The organism is Endobacterium cereale (genome assembly GCF_009617585.1).
Lineage (GTDB): Bacteria > Pseudomonadota > Alphaproteobacteria > Rhizobiales > Rhizobiaceae > Neorhizobium > Neorhizobium cereale.
On the sequence record NZ_WIXI01000051.1, the window covers coordinates 597,135 to 611,483 of the forward strand.

15 protein-coding genes are annotated in these 14,349 nt (G+C 59.5%); 6 read left to right on the forward strand and 9 right to left on the reverse strand.

The features are described 5' to 3' along the window. Positions 1-110: 110 nt before the first annotated feature. From GAO09_RS29200 to rcdA, 3 genes are all read left to right on the forward strand, one after another. Positions 111-1,403 carry an MFS transporter gene (locus tag GAO09_RS29200; protein ID WP_153360435.1) on the forward strand — a complete coding sequence of 431 codons (1,293 nt, stop codon included), beginning with the start codon at positions 111-113 and terminating at the stop codon, positions 1,401-1,403. 32 nt (positions 1,404-1,435) lie between these two features. Beyond that, positions 1,436-1,627 (forward strand): DUF1192 domain-containing protein, encoded by a 192-nt coding sequence (locus GAO09_RS29205; RefSeq protein ID WP_153360437.1) that lies wholly within the window; start codon positions 1,436-1,438, stop codon positions 1,625-1,627. A 360-nt stretch (positions 1,628-1,987) separates the two neighbouring features. Then, on the forward strand, positions 1,988-2,497 hold the full coding sequence (gene rcdA, locus GAO09_RS29210) for a protease adaptor protein RcdA (protein WP_153360439.1): 510 nt from the start codon (positions 1,988-1,990) through the stop codon (positions 2,495-2,497). Between the two features lie 75 nt (positions 2,498-2,572). Here rcdA and GAO09_RS29215 read toward each other — a convergent pair whose 3' ends face one another. The 3 genes from GAO09_RS29215 to rpmE all read right to left on the reverse strand — a co-directional run bounded on the left by GAO09_RS29215 (position 2,573) and on the right by rpmE (position 4,810). Then, a complete protein-coding gene (locus GAO09_RS29215; protein ID WP_153360441.1) occupies positions 2,573-3,991 on the reverse strand; it encodes a M20 family metallopeptidase in 1,419 nt (472 codons plus the stop codon). 268 nt (positions 3,992-4,259) lie between these two features. Beyond that, positions 4,260-4,439, reverse strand: a complete 180-nt coding sequence (locus GAO09_RS29220; protein WP_153360443.1) for a hypothetical protein — start codon at positions 4,437-4,439, stop codon at positions 4,260-4,262. 149 nt (positions 4,440-4,588) lie between these two features. Next, complete coding sequence (gene rpmE, locus GAO09_RS29225) at positions 4,589-4,810, reverse strand: 50S ribosomal protein L31 (RefSeq protein ID WP_132271598.1); 222 nt, start codon at positions 4,808-4,810, stop codon at positions 4,589-4,591. Positions 4,811-5,049: 239 nt separating this feature from the next. Between rpmE and GAO09_RS29230 the strand changes: the two genes are divergently transcribed. Together GAO09_RS29230 and GAO09_RS29235 are read left to right on the forward strand one after the other, a co-directional pair. Then, entirely contained in the window at positions 5,050-6,798 is a 1,749-nt protein-coding gene (locus GAO09_RS29230) for an ABC transporter transmembrane domain-containing protein (protein ID WP_153360630.1), read from the forward strand. A gap of 196 nt (positions 6,799-6,994) precedes the next feature. After that, positions 6,995-8,311: a glucoamylase family protein gene (locus GAO09_RS29235; RefSeq protein ID WP_235938558.1), complete on the forward strand. Its 1,317-nt coding sequence runs from the start codon at positions 6,995-6,997 to the stop codon at positions 8,309-8,311. An 8-nt stretch (positions 8,312-8,319) separates the two neighbouring features. Here the strand turns inward: GAO09_RS29235 and GAO09_RS29240 are convergent, their stop codons facing one another. The 4 genes from GAO09_RS29240 to GAO09_RS29255 all read right to left on the reverse strand — a co-directional run bounded on the left by GAO09_RS29240 (position 8,320) and on the right by GAO09_RS29255 (position 11,956). After that, on the reverse strand, positions 8,320-8,880 hold the full coding sequence (locus GAO09_RS29240; protein ID WP_153360445.1) for a hypothetical protein: 561 nt from the start codon (positions 8,878-8,880) through the stop codon (positions 8,320-8,322). Next, positions 8,877-9,908: a peptidoglycan -binding protein gene (locus GAO09_RS29245; RefSeq protein WP_153360447.1), complete on the reverse strand. Its 1,032-nt coding sequence runs from the start codon at positions 9,906-9,908 to the stop codon at positions 8,877-8,879. The genes GAO09_RS29240 and GAO09_RS29245 overlap by 4 nt, the downstream gene beginning before the upstream one ends. Positions 9,909-9,911: 3 nt before the next feature. Continuing rightward, entirely contained in the window at positions 9,912-11,015 is a 1,104-nt protein-coding gene (locus GAO09_RS29250; protein ID WP_153360449.1) for a flagellar motor protein MotA, read from the reverse strand. Between the two features lie 140 nt (positions 11,016-11,155). After that, complete coding sequence (locus tag GAO09_RS29255; RefSeq protein WP_153360451.1) at positions 11,156-11,956, reverse strand: inositol monophosphatase family protein; 801 nt, start codon at positions 11,954-11,956, stop codon at positions 11,156-11,158. Positions 11,957-12,170: 214 nt separating this feature from the next. Between GAO09_RS29255 and GAO09_RS29260 the strand changes: the two genes are divergently transcribed. Further along, positions 12,171-12,521 (forward strand): hypothetical protein, encoded by a 351-nt coding sequence (locus tag GAO09_RS29260; RefSeq protein ID WP_153360453.1) that lies wholly within the window; start codon positions 12,171-12,173, stop codon positions 12,519-12,521. A 10-nt stretch (positions 12,522-12,531) separates the two neighbouring features. Here GAO09_RS29260 and GAO09_RS29265 read toward each other — a convergent pair whose 3' ends face one another. Continuing rightward, a complete protein-coding gene (locus tag GAO09_RS29265) occupies positions 12,532-13,614 on the reverse strand; it encodes a tetratricopeptide repeat protein (protein ID WP_235938559.1) in 1,083 nt (360 codons plus the stop codon). A 32-nt stretch (positions 13,615-13,646) separates the two neighbouring features. Next, the gene (locus tag GAO09_RS29270) at positions 13,647-14,300 is read right to left on the reverse strand and encodes a thiamine phosphate synthase (protein WP_153360455.1); all 654 of its coding nucleotides are present in this window, start codon (positions 14,298-14,300) and stop codon (positions 13,647-13,649) included. Between the last annotated feature and the right edge of the window lie 49 nt (positions 14,301-14,349).

A 14,349-nucleotide genomic window follows, 5' to 3' on the forward strand; every position in this document is an offset into this window, starting at 1 on the left:
ACGAAATTTTTCATAACTCTCACCCTATAGTCCGGCGGCCTTCCATTCGCTGCCCGATCACCGTTCAAGGTCGGGCGTGCTGACACACGAAATTACGGTCGAACATACGCATGAGACGCAATCTTCTGCCTGTCCTCGCCCTTCTCTCCGGCACACTTTTTCTCTTTCTCGGCAATGGTTTGCAGGGCCTCCTCCTGCCACTGCGCGGCTCGCTCGAAGGGTATTCCAACGAAGCGCTGGGTTTTCTCGGTACTTCCTGGGCCGCCGGTTTCGTGATCGGCTGTTTCGTGGCGCCGAACGTGGTCAGGCGCATAGGTCATGTGCGCGCCTTCTCTGGTTTTCTCGGTCTCATCTGTTTGAACGTGCTTTTGACCGGCATTCTCGTTGACCAGACGGCCTGGCTGACCCTTCGCGCCATTACCGGCTTCTGCACCGCCGGCACCTCGATGATCATCGAAAGCTGGCTGAACGAACGCGCCACCAATGAAAGCCGCGGCGCGATCTTCTCCTTCTATATCGCCATCACCCTGTTCGGCGTGGTCGGCGGGCAGATGATGGTGATGTTCGCCGATGTTTCGGCACCACTTCTTTTCATGCTCTGCGGCATTCTTTATTGCGTGGCGCAACTGCCGACAACGCTCTCCAAGGCCGCCTCGCCGCAACCGCTCAAACGCGTGCGGCTGGATTTACCGAGCCTCTACAGCCATTCGCCGATCTCCTTTATCGGCATCCTTCTGATCGGCATCGCCAATGGCGCCTACGGCACGCTCGGTGCCGTTTTCGGTGCCCGCGCGGGGCTGGATCAGACATCGATCGCGGCCATGGTGTCGATCACCATCTTTGCCGGCGCCATCATGCAGTTCCCGGCCGGCCGCCTGTCCGACCGCATGGATCGTCGTTACGTTCTCGCCGGCCTTTCGGCCGCCGCAGCGCTGGCCGCATTGATCCTGCTCGTCATCCAGCCGACCAATGTCACGGCCATCATCATTCTCGTCGCTATCTACGGCGCCATGGCGAACGCGCTCTACCCAATCGCCGTTGCCCATGCCAACGACTTCGCAGCACCCGAAGATTTCGTGAAGGTTTCGGGTGGCCTGCTGCTGCTCTTCGGCATCGGCACGATCATCGGCCCCACGCTCGGCGGCCCGGTGATGACGGCGCTTGGACCTTACGCCTTGTTTGCGGTCACGGCAGGCGCGCATATACTCATTTCTGTCTATGCGATCATCCGCAGCCGCATCCGCGCCGCAGTACCCGTGGATGAACGTGACAACTACACGACCGCCCCTGCCGGCAATGCGCTTCTTGGCACGCCGGAAGGTTTGGCACTCGATCCGCGCGCCAGCACCAATGCGGAAGGCGGCAGCGAGCCCACCGAGGAGCAACGCCGCGCCACGGCGTGACAATTGATGATGAGGTCAAACGGGAGGAAACCATGACCTTTCTTGACGACGACCGCCCGAAGAAACCACTGGCCCACGAGATCGGACAGGATCTCTCCACTCTGTCCGTCGATGAAATCGACAAGCGCGTGGCACTGTTGCGCGAAGAAATCGCGCGGCTGGAGGCGGAGAAGGTAACAAAGGCATCAGGCAAGGCGGCAGCTGAAAATCTGTTCAAATCCTGAAACGGATAAGCAATCGCAGACCAAAACAATTGATAAAAATAACATTAAATGCAGCTGCTTTAACCGAATATTAAGCATTATAATTCATTACTATCCACATCCAGTTCTTCTGGTCTCAGACGGTTTGCCTATCCGGTGAAAGGGTCTGATTTCTCCCTGTTTTACCTTGAGAGCCGCCTTTGCGGCTCTTTTTTTTGGGCCTCAAGCACCTATCCTGTGGGAATTAACCCTTCCTTAAGAATTGGCTTGCGGATTTGAGCTATCAGTACCATCTTGATGCGGAAGACAGACGGGGGCGGAACCTTTGGGCCACCTTCGTCATTGCCTGATCAAGTTGATGCGTTAGCAGGAATGAATCCCATGTCAGAACAGGTATTGAATACCGTCAGTTTCGCAGGCCGCGCGGCATCGTCCTCGCAGTTCAAGGGCCTGTATTCTGAAGGCATGTCTCTGGTGGAAGAAACCGCCGGATACCTGGATGGCACCGGCCGCGCAGCATCCAAGGTTCTGCCGCGCATGGCATCGGTGCTTTATGCGGCCGAATCCATGCGGCTGACCACGCGCCTGATGCAGATGGCCTCGTGGCTTCTGTTGCAGCGTGCGGTCAACAACGGCGAGATGAGCCGTGATCAGGTGATTTCCGAAAAGAGCAAGGTTCGCCTCGACGGCTTTAACGTCGATCGCAACGCTCCGGGCTGGAATGATCTTCCGGAAGGTTTCCGTGATCTGGTCGAACGCTCGCTGCGCCTGCAGAACCGTATCGCCATTCTTGATCGCGAGATTTACCGTCCGGGTGAAGCCAAGCTTCCCGACAATGAAAACGGCGTGCGCGCCCAGCTGAACCTGCTGAGCACCGCCTTTTCGAACTGATCTACTGTCTACGCATCCAAGCACAAATTTTTCAAAGCGGACTTCGGTCCGCTTTTTTTTATGCTGAATCGGGCGTTAATCCGAAGGCCCGCCGCTTTCGGCGATATCGGCGAAAATACCGGCCATGTTGCGCAGGGCGGATTTCGACAGCGAGCCAAGCACATGCTCATTCGGTGCATGCTGGCAGCAACCGCCGTAACTGTGCGGCACCCAGACCGTCGGCAGGCCGAGAATTTCCGAAAAGGCGTCATTGGGCAAGGAACCTGCAAGATTGGGCAGGATATGCGGAGGCTTCCCCTCCGTCCGCTCCAAAGACTCTGTCACGAGCTTCACCCATGGATGGTCGGGCGATACACGCGTCGCCCGAAACGCCTCACCGTCTGTGGCACGGATCTCGACCCGCTCAAAACCATGGACATCAAGATGGCGACGCAGGGCCGGCACAATATCCTCAGGTTCGGTACCGACCACAAAACGCAGCTGGCAGGTGGCGCGTGCGACGCCGGAAATGGCATTGACCGGGCAATCCGGCACACCGCTCGTCATGGCCAGAACGGCAAAACTGTTCCAGCCAAAGGCGCGCTCGGCGGGCGTCAGCCCCTCCTCGCCCCAGTTTTCTTCGACAGGAGGCCCATCGCTACCCATCGGCAGACTGGCCAAGGCCGCGCGGACATCTGATGATAGCGAGGTCGGCCGCCATTCCGGAATATTGATCTGCCCACGCGTGTCGGTAATCGAGGCAATGGCATGCAGCAGCACGATGGCCGGATCGGAGATAAGCCCACCAAAATTGCCGGAATGGTATGCACCATCGCGAAAATCGGCGACAAGCTCGAAATTCATCGCACCACGCGAGCCCATGAACACGGTGGCTGTATCGGACTGCAGCCGAGGACCATCGGATGCGATCAGCACGTCGGCACTGAGAAGCTCTTTGTTGGCGCGAAAGAACTCGCGAAGACCAGCCGAGCCGGTTTCCTCCGACATTTCCACAATCACCTTGACGTTGAAGCCGAGCTTTCCGCGTTCCGCGAGAAGAAAGCCAAGAGCACGAAAATTGATGAGATGCTGCACCTTGTTGTCAGCCGTGCCGCGCCCGTAGATGCGGTCATCTTCGACCACCACCTCAAACGGGGAAAGTCCCTCCCGCCAAAAACCTTCCTGCGGGTTGCAGACATCCCCATGCCCATAGATCAAAACGGTCTTCAGCGCCGGGTCTTCAATGCGCGAACCGACAAGCAACGGCGCACCGCCGGGCAGCGGATTGTCAAAAATCTGCGTCTGGAAATCCATCTCCCACAACATCGGCTCGATGGCGTCGGTCAGATATTCCATCAGATGCGGCGCCTTGGACGGATCCTGGCTTTCGCTGCGAATGGCAACGAGGCGGGTCAGGTCGGCAAGAAAACTGCCATCGTCGAAATAGGCCTCGGCGCGGGATAGGATCGTGTAACGCTCAACCGCATTCAATTGAGTCTTGCCTGCCGCATCCATTGTCCCACTCCGCATTTTTAAAGTTGCGAAGATTGTAGCCAATGTCGCGACGGCGAGGCCAGAGGAAATTGGCGATACGTCGCCACGGCGGCAAGACGTGCCAGCTTGTCGAAAACCCGGTTTTCACCTATATTGCGGGAGGAGGAGACAGGGTCGAAACCCTGCCTCTCCGCTCTTATGTAAGGAATTGGACCCGCACGGACACTTGCCAGGTCGTGCGGGTTTTCCTTACCGTCAGAGTGATACTAAATGGGATGAACCACATAGATCATCTCCAGTTCAGCAGCGAGGCCTTCGCCAGCGCATCGACCCGAAAACAGGTTCGGCTTTCGGAAAGTACGATGCGCAGGCTCCAAAGTGCTACAGCGTCCTTTGTGCGCCATATATGGCGCACGGCGCTGTAGAGACCGGAGCGGCCCATCCTCCCCGGTGAGTCTGGCATACGCATCTGCTTTCGCCGCGGAAGAAGAACCGACAATCAATTACAATTTAGAATTGCATTCAAAGGCAATTGCTGGTCGTTGCCGTTTGCGCGTGTCCCAAACACAAAAAAGCCCGGCTTGCGCCAGGCTTCTTGCATTCCAAAACAAGCGGGAATTAGAGGCCGAGGCCGCCGAAACGCTTGTTGAACTTGGAAACGCGGCCACCGCGGTCCAGCATCTGCTGGTTGCCGCCGGTCCAAGCCGGGTGCGACTTCGGGTCGATTTCGAGGTTCATGACCTGACCTTCCGAACCCCATGTCGAACGGGTTTCGTACTCGGTGCCGTCGGTCATGACGACCTTGATGACGTGGTAGTCGGGATGGATGCTGGCCTTCATGACACTCTTCCTGATAGAGGGCTCATTTGTCACAGCGAAGCGCCGAGCCCTGAACGATAAATTGAAGCCAGAACCGCTTTCCGATCCGAGCTTCCCAATTTGATGCGGAGCCTATACAGGAAGGTCACCAAGAGTACAAGTGCCCGCAACCGACCGTCGGCACATGACCGATCAAGAGGACGACCGTGGCCGATATCCAGGAAAACCAGACCAAGACCCGCCGTTCACCGCAGCCCTTGATGCGCCTTATGCCGCATGTGCTGCGATATCGCGGCATGGTCTGCGCTGCAATCGTCTTCCTGACGCTGGCCGCCATCACCACGCTGGCGCTGCCGCTCGCCGTGCGCCGCATGATCGACCACGGTTTTGCGGCCGAGGACGGCGGATTCGTCAACAAGTATTTTGGCATGATGCTGGTACTGGCGGCCCTTCTCGCGCTCGCCAGCGCCATGCGGTATTATTACGTCATCACGATCGGCGAGCGGGTCGTCGCCGATATAAGACGCGAAGTGTTTTCGCGCATCACCGCACTTTCCCCGTCCTTCTTCGACGTCAACCAGTCCGGCGAGCTTGTCTCGCGCCTGACGGCAGACACGACCCAGATCAAATCCGCCTTCGGCTCGTCCGCTTCCGTGGCACTGCGCAACCTCATCCTCTGTCTCGGAGCGATGGTGATGATGATCTATACCAGCCCTGCCCTTTCCGGCATGGTTCTGGGTGCCATTCCGCTCATCGTCTTCCCGCTCGTTGCCTTCGGCCGCTCGGTGCGCCGCCGCTCGCGCGCAGCACAGGACAAGCTGGCAGAAACCTCCGCCTTCGCATCAGAGACTATTGGCGCCGTACGAACCATCCAGGCGTTCAACGGCGAAGGAGAAGCCGACAAGCGGTATAGCGCCACCGTCGAATTCGCCTATGAAGCTGCTCGCAGCGCCATTCGTTCGCGCGCGCTTCTGACCGGCGTCGGCATTCTTCTTGTGTTCGGCAGCATTGTCGGCGTGCTCTGGTATGGCGCGCAAAACGTACTCGCCGGCACGATGAGCGCCGGCACGCTCGGCCAGTTCGTGCTCTACGCCGTGTTGCTGGCAAGCTCGCTCGGTCAGCTGTCCGAAGTCTGGGGCGATCTTTCGCAGGCCGGCGGCGCCGCAGAACGGCTGACGGAACTGCTGCACGAGGTACCGGCCATCCGTGACCCGGAAGCTCCTCTCTCCCTGCCTTCCCCTGCTCGCGGCGAGGTCGAATTCGACAATGTCTCCTTCGCCTATCCGAGCCGCGTCAGCGCCGTCACGCTCAACAGCCTGTCGCTGAAGGTAAAGGCAGGCGAAACCGTCGCAATCGTCGGCCCGTCCGGTGCCGGCAAAAGCACTATCCTGTCGCTGCTGCTGCGGTATTACGATCCGGTTGCCGGCAGCGTGAAACTTGATGGCGTCGACGTGAAACAGGCCCGCCTGACCGATCTGCGATCGCGCATGGCCATCGTGCCCCAGGATGTCACGATCTTTGCCGCCTCGATCCACGACAACATCGCCTTCGGCAAACCGGACGCCACGCGTGACGAAGTGCGCGCCGCAGCGGTTGCAGCACAGGCGGATGGCTTCATCACCGCCCTCGACAACGGTTACGACACGCTGGCTGGCGAACGCGGCATCACTCTCTCCGGTGGCCAGCGCCAGCGCATCGCCATTGCCCGCGCCATTCTCAAGGATGCACCGGTTCTGCTGCTCGATGAGGCCACCTCGGCGCTCGATGCCGAAAGCGAAACGCTGGTGCAGAAGGCACTGGATGGGCTGATGAAGGACCGCACCACAATCGTCATCGCCCACCGTCTCGCGACCATCCTGAAGGCCGATCGCATCGTCGTCATGGAAAACGGTCATATCGTCGAACAGGGAACGCATCACAGCCTTGCCGCCGATGACGGGCTTTACGCCAAGCTGGCCCGCCTGCAGTTCGACCGCGGATTGGAGCGTCCGAACGGCCTCACGCACTGACGCATCGACCCGAAAATCGGAACCGATTTTCGGAAAGTATTATGCGCCGTTGCAAATAACGTCGCTAACACACTGCTAACACAAGTCATGTTAGCGTCATCTGACGATCATCCATTCGCCGGATTGTGCCGGCATGGATGACCGGTGACTTTCCGGCCCCGGGAAACGGACGGCCCCGCCAACCGAACGGAAAGACATGCAACGTTCCGATTCTCAGAAGGGCTTTACGCGTTTCGACGGCATGGATGTCACCACCCAACTGGCCCGTGAGCCAGCCTCCCTCCCCCTCGACGCACTTCTCGATGAAGTGCAATATCGAACCTTCCTGTATTTCTGGGAGGGCGCCCACCCGGAAACCGGCCTGCCCTTCGAAAAACGCCGCGCCGACGGTTATATGGCAACCGATGCGGTGGCGATGAGCGGTGTCGGCTTCGGCCTGATGGCGCTGCTGGTCGGCACGGAGCGCGGCTGGATTTCGCGCGACGAATCGCTGGAGCGGATAGCTCTCATCGTCGAGAACCTTTATCGCGCCCCTCGTTTCCACGGTGCCTTTTCGCATCTCATCCATGGCACGACCTGTGAAGTTCTTCCCTTCTCGCAGAAGGACGATGGCGGCGATCTGGTCGAAACCGCACTGCTGATGCAAGGCCTGATCTGCGCCCGCGAATATTTTGGCGGAAAAAGCGAGACCGAAGCAAAGCTTCGCACCGACATTACCCGCCTTTACGACGAGACCGACTGGCGCTGGTATACACGCGGTGACGATGACGGCCCGCTTTACTGGCACTGGAGCGAAAAACACGACTGGATCATGAACCTGCCGATTACCGGCTGGAACGAATCGCTCTCGGCCTACATTCTCGCCGCCGGATCGAACACGCATCCGATCGATCCGCAGAATTACCATTCAGGCTGGACTAGGCATGGCGCCTTCGTCAACGGCGAAAGCTATTTTGGCACCCGCCTGCCGTTCGGCGAGCCGCTGGGCGGACCGCTGTTCATGTCGCAATATTCCTTCTGCGCGCTCGATCCGCGCGGACTGGAAGATCGTTATGGCGATTACTGGGAGCAGGTGGTGGCGCATGCGCGCATCAACCACGATTATTGCCTGACGGTGCCGGAATATCTCAAAGCCAACGTATGGGGCCTGACAGCCTCGGAAATCCCTTACGGTTATGCCGCCAGCTCACCGACCGAGGATTTTGGCGCCATCGCGCCGACGGCAGCACTCTCCAGCTTCCCCTTCCTGCCACGCGAGGCGGAAAAGGCACTGCGCGCCTTCATGGCCTTCGACAACGGCAACCTCTTTGGCCCGCTCGGTTTCGTCGACGCGTTTACGCCGACGGGCGGCTGGACCGCGCCACATTACATCGTCATCGACCAAGGGCCGATCGTCGCGCTGATCGAGAATTTTCGCACAGGCCTGCTGTGGGACCTGTTCATGAAGGCACCCGAGGTTCGGCGTGGATTGGAGCGGCTGGAGTTTCAGGTGGGCAACCAGCACTCGGGGTGAGCGGCCTTTCAGTCGGCGATCAGTTGGTCCAGACCATCGGCCCAACCCTGCCCCTTCCACGCCTTTACGAGCGCGCGGAACTCTTCAAAGGGGAAATCCGGCCGCCCCTTCTGGAAAGAAGGCTCCTGATACAGGATCGCGGCCCGCATAAGCTCCATGACAATCGATGTCGCAAGAACACGCCGTTTCGCGACCATCTGAAATGCCGGCGTCTCGCAATCCTGCGGAAGGACCTTGCCTAACGCACCGGAAGGGATGAGAAAAATCTCGAAAATGATCGTGTGCTGCCGCTTCGGCAAGGGCGTGATGCGCAAGATCACGCCGCCCGGCTCGTCATAGAACGGTTTGGTCGTCGCCTCGTTTTCGACAACTGCACGACAGAAATCGATCAACGTAATCGTAGCCGTGTCGAAGATTTCGGTGACCCAGGCGTCCTCTTCAAACCCCGCGGCCTTGAAGCTCAGCCTCGACCATCCATGTCGGAGGGGATGAAAGCCTATCCGGAAGTCATCGATTTCAGTTGATGGTTCTCGCGCCAAATTACATATTCGCTTAAGCCAGCGCCTCACCGCTCGGTCAGCTTCAGCTCGATACGCCTGTTCTGCGAGCGCACCTCCGGCGTATCGCCTTCCGCAATCGGCTGGAACTCGCCGAAACCGGCGGCAACGAGGCGGTTGGCAGGCACGCCCCTGGTGATCAGGTATTTGACAACCGATGTCGCGCGCGCGGACGAAAGCTCCCAGTTGTCGCGATAGCGGCCGCTGCCCGAAAGCGGTGCATTGTCGGTATGGCCATCAACGCGCAGAACCCAGTTGATTTCCGCCGGGATTTCCTGCGCCAGTTCAAGAAGTGCCGAGGCGAGCTTGTCCATCTCGACACGGCCGGCATCGTCCAGTTCGTTGCCACCGACCGGGAAGAGCACTTCCGACTGGAAGACGAAACGGTCGCCGACAATGCGGATGTTTTCGCGATCAGATAGGATTTCCCGCAGGCGGCCAAAAAAGTCCGAACGGTAACGGTTGAGCTCCTGCACGCGCTGCGCCAGCGCCACGTTGAGACGGCGGCCGAGATCGGAAATGCGGGCCTGCGACGACTGGTCCTTTGCCTCAGACGCCTGCAACGCGCCTTCTACGGCTGCGATCTGCGCACGCAGGGCGGCGATCTGCTGGTTCAACAATTCGATCTGGCTCGTGGCGCGGGCGGAAATCTGCTTTTCCTGGCTCAACTCATCGGTGAGCGTGCCCACACGAGCGTTAGCGGCATCTCCGGCGCCAGTGCCACGATCGAGCAGCGATTGCAGTCGCGAACGCTCGTTTTCCGAGGTGGAAAGCGAGGATTGCAGGTTGGCGAGCGTGTCTTCAAGGTCGGTCTTGCCGCTCTTTTCCAGCGCCAGCAGTTCCGTCAGTTCGGAAATCTGGCTGTTGAGGCGATTCAATACCTCGTCACGACCCGAAATCTCGCGGGACAGGATGAACTGCACCAGGACGAAAACCGTCAGCAGGAACATGATGGCGAGCAGCAGCGTCGACAGGGCGTCTACGAAGCCCGGCCAGTAATCGACCCCACGGTCGCGGCGACGGTTCTTGCCGAGCGCCATGGCTTATTTGTCCCCGCTTTTATCGGGCGTCGCCTTGGCGGCCACCGCTTTTTCGGTGCCCAGCTTTTCACTCAGCCGGTCGAGCGATTTGCGCATCGCCTTCGATTCTTCCTGCTGCGCCTCGATCCAGTCACGCAGCATCTGCTGTTCGCCGCGCATGTTCTTGACGAGGCCCTGAATGCCTTCAGCGAGATTGGCCATGGCCGACAGCGATCGTTCTGCCTGCGGTCCGCCCTGTGCCTGCGCCTGTGCGGCGGCCAGCTTCTGCAGCTGTTCGGTCAACGCGCGGATATCGTCCAGCGAGCCGGTCGGGGTCGGCACGACGCCGGGAGTCACCACATGCTGGTGCCCGGGACCGTCGTCGGTGACGGAAGACAGCCAGTTTTCCAGTTCGGTATAAAAACGGTTCTGGGCGCGGCCGGCCTGAAGGTCGAGGAAACCGAGGATCAGCGAGCCGGAAAGGCCGAGCAGCGAGGACGAGAACGCCGTGCCCATGCCCGACAGCGGCGCGGTCAGGCCGCTTTTCAGCGCCTGAAGAATGTCGTTATTGTTGCCGGACGCCGGATCCAGCCCCTGGATGACATCGCTGATAGAGCCGATCGTGCCGATCAGGCCCCAGAACGTGCCGAGCAGACCGAGGAACACCAGAAGGCCGATAAGATACCGCGAGGTATCGCGTTTTTCATCCAGCCGCGTACCGATCGAATCGAGGATGGATTGCAGCGTCGCGGTCGACAGTGCCACCTTCCGACGACGGCCGAGCAGCGCGCGCATCGGTGCGAGAAGTTTTGGTTCGCGGCCAACCTTGTCGGCGCTGCCGGCGGCTCTGAAGGAGTTGAACCAGCGCACTTCCGGGATCAGCGACACGATCTGGGCATAGACCAAGAACACGCCGATCAGAAGAACACCGACAATCACGCCGTTGAGACCCGGATTGGTCATAAAGGCGTGCTGCGCCTGCCGAAACAGGATTGCAGCAAGAAAACCGACGATGATGAGGAAAATCGTCATCGTCCAGAGAAAGGGGATCGGATTGGAAAGCTTGTGGCCGTAATCGCGCGGAGCCTGTTCCGAAACGTCCACATCCCCCAAAGAGTCATTCGTCATAAATGCAGCCTCCGCATGTCGTGAACGGAAGCTATTTTAAAATTGCGACGAATTGAAGTGCCGAAGCACTGGAAAAGCATGAGGATTTTACCCCACCCCGGCAAATGCAGGGGTGGGGCGAAACATTGCGGGACGCTGTTTTAGCGGGCCGGAACCGGACGGTTGGAAACTTCGAGCAGCGCCTTCTGGATCAATTCGTTACCGGCAACCACGGTCTTGGTCTCGAACATGTTCTGGCCACCCTTCATGTCGGACGCAAAACCACCGGCTTCCTTGATGAGGATGAGACCGGCGGCCATGTCCCACGGATGCAGTTCGGCTTCCCAGAAACCGTCGAGACGGCCGGCAGCGACATAGGCGAGATCGAGAGCAGCAGCCCCCATGCGGCGCACGCCGGCAACTTCACCCATGACGTGGCGCAGTTCGACGAGGAACTTGCCGTGATTGCCACGGCCAAGATGCGGCACGCCGCAGCCGATGACGCAATCGGAGAGAACGCGACGGGCAGCCACACGCAGGCGACGATCGTTCAAAAAGGCGCCACCGCCCTTTTCAGCGGTGAACAGTTCATCGGTCGCCGGGTTGAAGATGACGCCGGCAACGATTTCGCCATTGCGCTCGAGCGCGATCGAGGTCGCGAACTGCGGAATGCCGTGCAGGAAGTTGGTGGTACCGTCGAGCGGATCGACGATCCAGCGATGCGCGCCGTCGGTGCCCTTTTCCTCGCCGCCTTCCTCACCGAGGAAGCCGTAGGTCGGGCGGGATTTCATCAACTCGTCATGGACGATTTTTTCCGCCTTGAAATCGGCCTGCGAGACGAAATCGCCTGGTCCCTTGACGGAAACCTGCAGGTTCTGCACCTCGCCGAAATCGCGGGTGAGAGACTTGCCCGCCTTGACGGCAGCCTGAACCATGACGTTGAGAAGGGCGGAGCGTGCCATGCGGGAAATCCTCGGGATAAGTCCCGCGCACTCGTCGGGCGGGACGTCTTTTTTTGTCAGTTTGTCGTGATGGCGGCTTCATGACCACAAAACCGCGAGAAATTCAAGTGAGGCGCGACATAGTTGACACTTGCCAGTTCATGTCACCTTTGCGACAAGCCGCAACATCAAGGCCAGAGTTTCCGGCCGATGCTCATCAGCAGGAGTTTAGAAATTGCCTATCGCATTGCCGCTGTTCGTCAGCCTTGGCCTGCTGATCACCATGAGTTCTCTTTCAATCGGGCTTGGCGTGGCACTGCCGGCCGGCACGCAACTGCCGATCCATTTCATGCCCTGGGGCGAAGCGACCACCTTTGCCTCCGCCGGCGTGGCGTTGTCTATCCTGCCTGCCGCCGCAGCGTTTGCCACACTTGTCTTCGCGCTCGGCCCCAGGTTCGACAAACGCGTTGCCGCCTTTCAGGGCCGGTATCTGATCCTGTGGCTGGCAACCGTGTTCATTCTCGCCATCGCCCATGGCTTCATCATCCGCGGCGCCCTGTTTGCGTTGAAGGCTTCGCTTAACTGATCAGCACTGATCAGCTGCGGCGGAACCGATTGGCGGCCTCGACCGCCTTTTTCTGCACATCCTCGCTGATGCCGAGATAAAAATCCTCGAGCACCGGATCCGGCAGACCGGCGCGGCGAGACAGTACATACCACTTGGCCGCCTCGACCGGGTCCGGCCGTGTGCCAAGCGCGTTGATGTAGAGATGCGCCAGCTTGTTCTGCGCCACGACATTGCCGCGCACCGCAGCAACCCGCAGCCAGGTAAACCCCTTGTCGAAATCGCGCTCGCCGCCGACACCGTTTACAAACCAGATGCCCATGTCGAGCTGTGCCGTGTCGAAACCGGCCTTTGCCGCACGTTCGAGAAATTCGCGCGCACGCCGCGTTTTTTCCTGCGGCAGATCCCTGATCGACACATAAAGCTGCGAGACGGCATATTGCGCATCCGCCAGCCCCTGCACTGCCGCCTTTTCATAAAAGGGCAGCGCCAGCTTCAGACCCTTTTCACCGGGATTTTGGGAAATCAGAATCTGACCCCAGTTGAACTGCGCGGAAGAATTGCCGGCTTCGGCCGCCTTGCGCATGTACTCGTCGGCCTTGGCCTTATCGTGTTTCACACCACGGCCGGAAATCAGCATGAGTGCGTACTGGAACATCGCCGACGGATCACCGCCCTCGGCGGCCCGTCCGAACCAGAATGCCGCCGAATTGATATCCTGCTTGATGCCCTGGCCGCGCAAGGTCATTTCCGCGACGAGCGCCTGCGAAGCGGGATCACCCTTTTCTGCCTTGGGAAGAGCGAGCGAAAGCGCCGTCACGTAAAGTCCGCGCTGATAGGCGCCGTAAGCTTCATCAACCTTGCCGGTAAACGGTTTTTCCGGTGGCAGGTCGGGCAGTGCCGTGCCCATGCGCTGATAAAGCATAATACCGCTCGACGGAATATCGCCGCCCTGCCCGTTTTCGCCGGCATCGCGGGCGCCGCGAAACGACTGCGCACCGTCTTCGATCGGGCGCGACACGGCGCGCGGCGGCGTTTTCGACTGCTGCGCTTCGGCAACAACCGGCACCAGCGCCGAAACGATCGCCATGGCGGGCATAAGCTTGTGATACATTGATGTTTTGCGGGTGCGGATCATGGATCCCATCAAGCGTTAAACCGTGGCGCTTTTTCGTCCAAGGACGCATTGATTTCGGCAACCGCAACACGCGGGCCTTCAGGGTGCGAAAACACACTTAGGCGCATCGCCACGAATTCCGCGCCGGACTCGGCAACCGTCACAGCGGAGGAGACATCCGTACCGCCCATGACGATGCAGGGAATTTCCACCATCGACGACCACCATTCGCCGAGCGCGACATTTTTCGGATGCGCTTCCGGCTTGATGTCGCCATCGAGCTTGCCGAAGAAGATATAATCCGGGCGTAGTTCGCCGACTTCGAGCGCCTTGTGTCGATCGGCCGCCGCACCGGCCCCGACCATCAATTTTGGTGTGAATTTTTCGATCGCTTCGCCGAGTTCCTCCAGCGGGCCGGTGATATGCAGGCCATCCGCCTTGGCGCGACCGGCAACGCGGGTATCACCGCAGATCATCGCGGCGGCGCCTGCGTCCTGAATCAGCGGCACCAGCTTTTCGGCGCGCGCCTGAAATGCCTGCTCGGCCAGATCATATTGCGGCAGGATGACCGAGGCGACATCGCCACCTTGCAGCGCTGCGGAAAGCTGCTCCACAAACGCTGCATCATCCGAGAGATCAGGCAGGATCAGCACGAGGCGGCAGCGGTCTTCGGATGCGGACATGGTCTTTTCCATTCTTCGAGTTGCGAGGCGAACCGTTTCCCGGCATCGC

Coding starts and splice junctions, on each gene's coding strand:
- GAO09_RS29235 (WP_235938558.1), top strand. CDS start 6,995: ATGCAACGTTCCGATTCTCAGAAGGGCTTTACGCGTTTCGACGGCATG.
- rpmE (WP_132271598.1), bottom strand. CDS start 4,810: ATGAAGGCCAGCATCCATCCCGACTACCACGTCATCAAGGTCGTCATG.
- GAO09_RS29270 (WP_153360455.1), bottom strand. CDS start 14,300: ATGTCCGCATCCGAAGACCGCTGCCGCCTCGTGCTGATCCTGCCTGAT.
- GAO09_RS29215 (WP_153360441.1), bottom strand. CDS start 3,991: ATGGATGCGGCAGGCAAGACTCAATTGAATGCGGTTGAGCGTTACACG.
- GAO09_RS29200 (WP_153360435.1), top strand. CDS start 111: ATGAGACGCAATCTTCTGCCTGTCCTCGCCCTTCTCTCCGGCACACTT.
- GAO09_RS29205 (WP_153360437.1), top strand. CDS start 1,436: ATGACCTTTCTTGACGACGACCGCCCGAAGAAACCACTGGCCCACGAG.
- GAO09_RS29230 (WP_153360630.1), top strand. CDS start 5,050: ATGCGCCTTATGCCGCATGTGCTGCGATATCGCGGCATGGTCTGCGCT.
- GAO09_RS29265 (WP_235938559.1), bottom strand. CDS start 13,614: ATGTATCACAAGCTTATGCCCGCCATGGCGATCGTTTCGGCGCTGGTG.
- GAO09_RS29245 (WP_153360447.1), bottom strand. CDS start 9,908: ATGGCGCTCGGCAAGAACCGTCGCCGCGACCGTGGGGTCGATTACTGG.
- GAO09_RS29220 (WP_153360443.1), bottom strand. CDS start 4,439: ATGCGTATGCCAGACTCACCGGGGAGGATGGGCCGCTCCGGTCTCTAC.
- rcdA (WP_153360439.1), top strand. CDS start 1,988: ATGTCAGAACAGGTATTGAATACCGTCAGTTTCGCAGGCCGCGCGGCA.
- GAO09_RS29250 (WP_153360449.1), bottom strand. CDS start 11,015: ATGACGAATGACTCTTTGGGGGATGTGGACGTTTCGGAACAGGCTCCG.
- GAO09_RS29255 (WP_153360451.1), bottom strand. CDS start 11,956: ATGGCACGCTCCGCCCTTCTCAACGTCATGGTTCAGGCTGCCGTCAAG.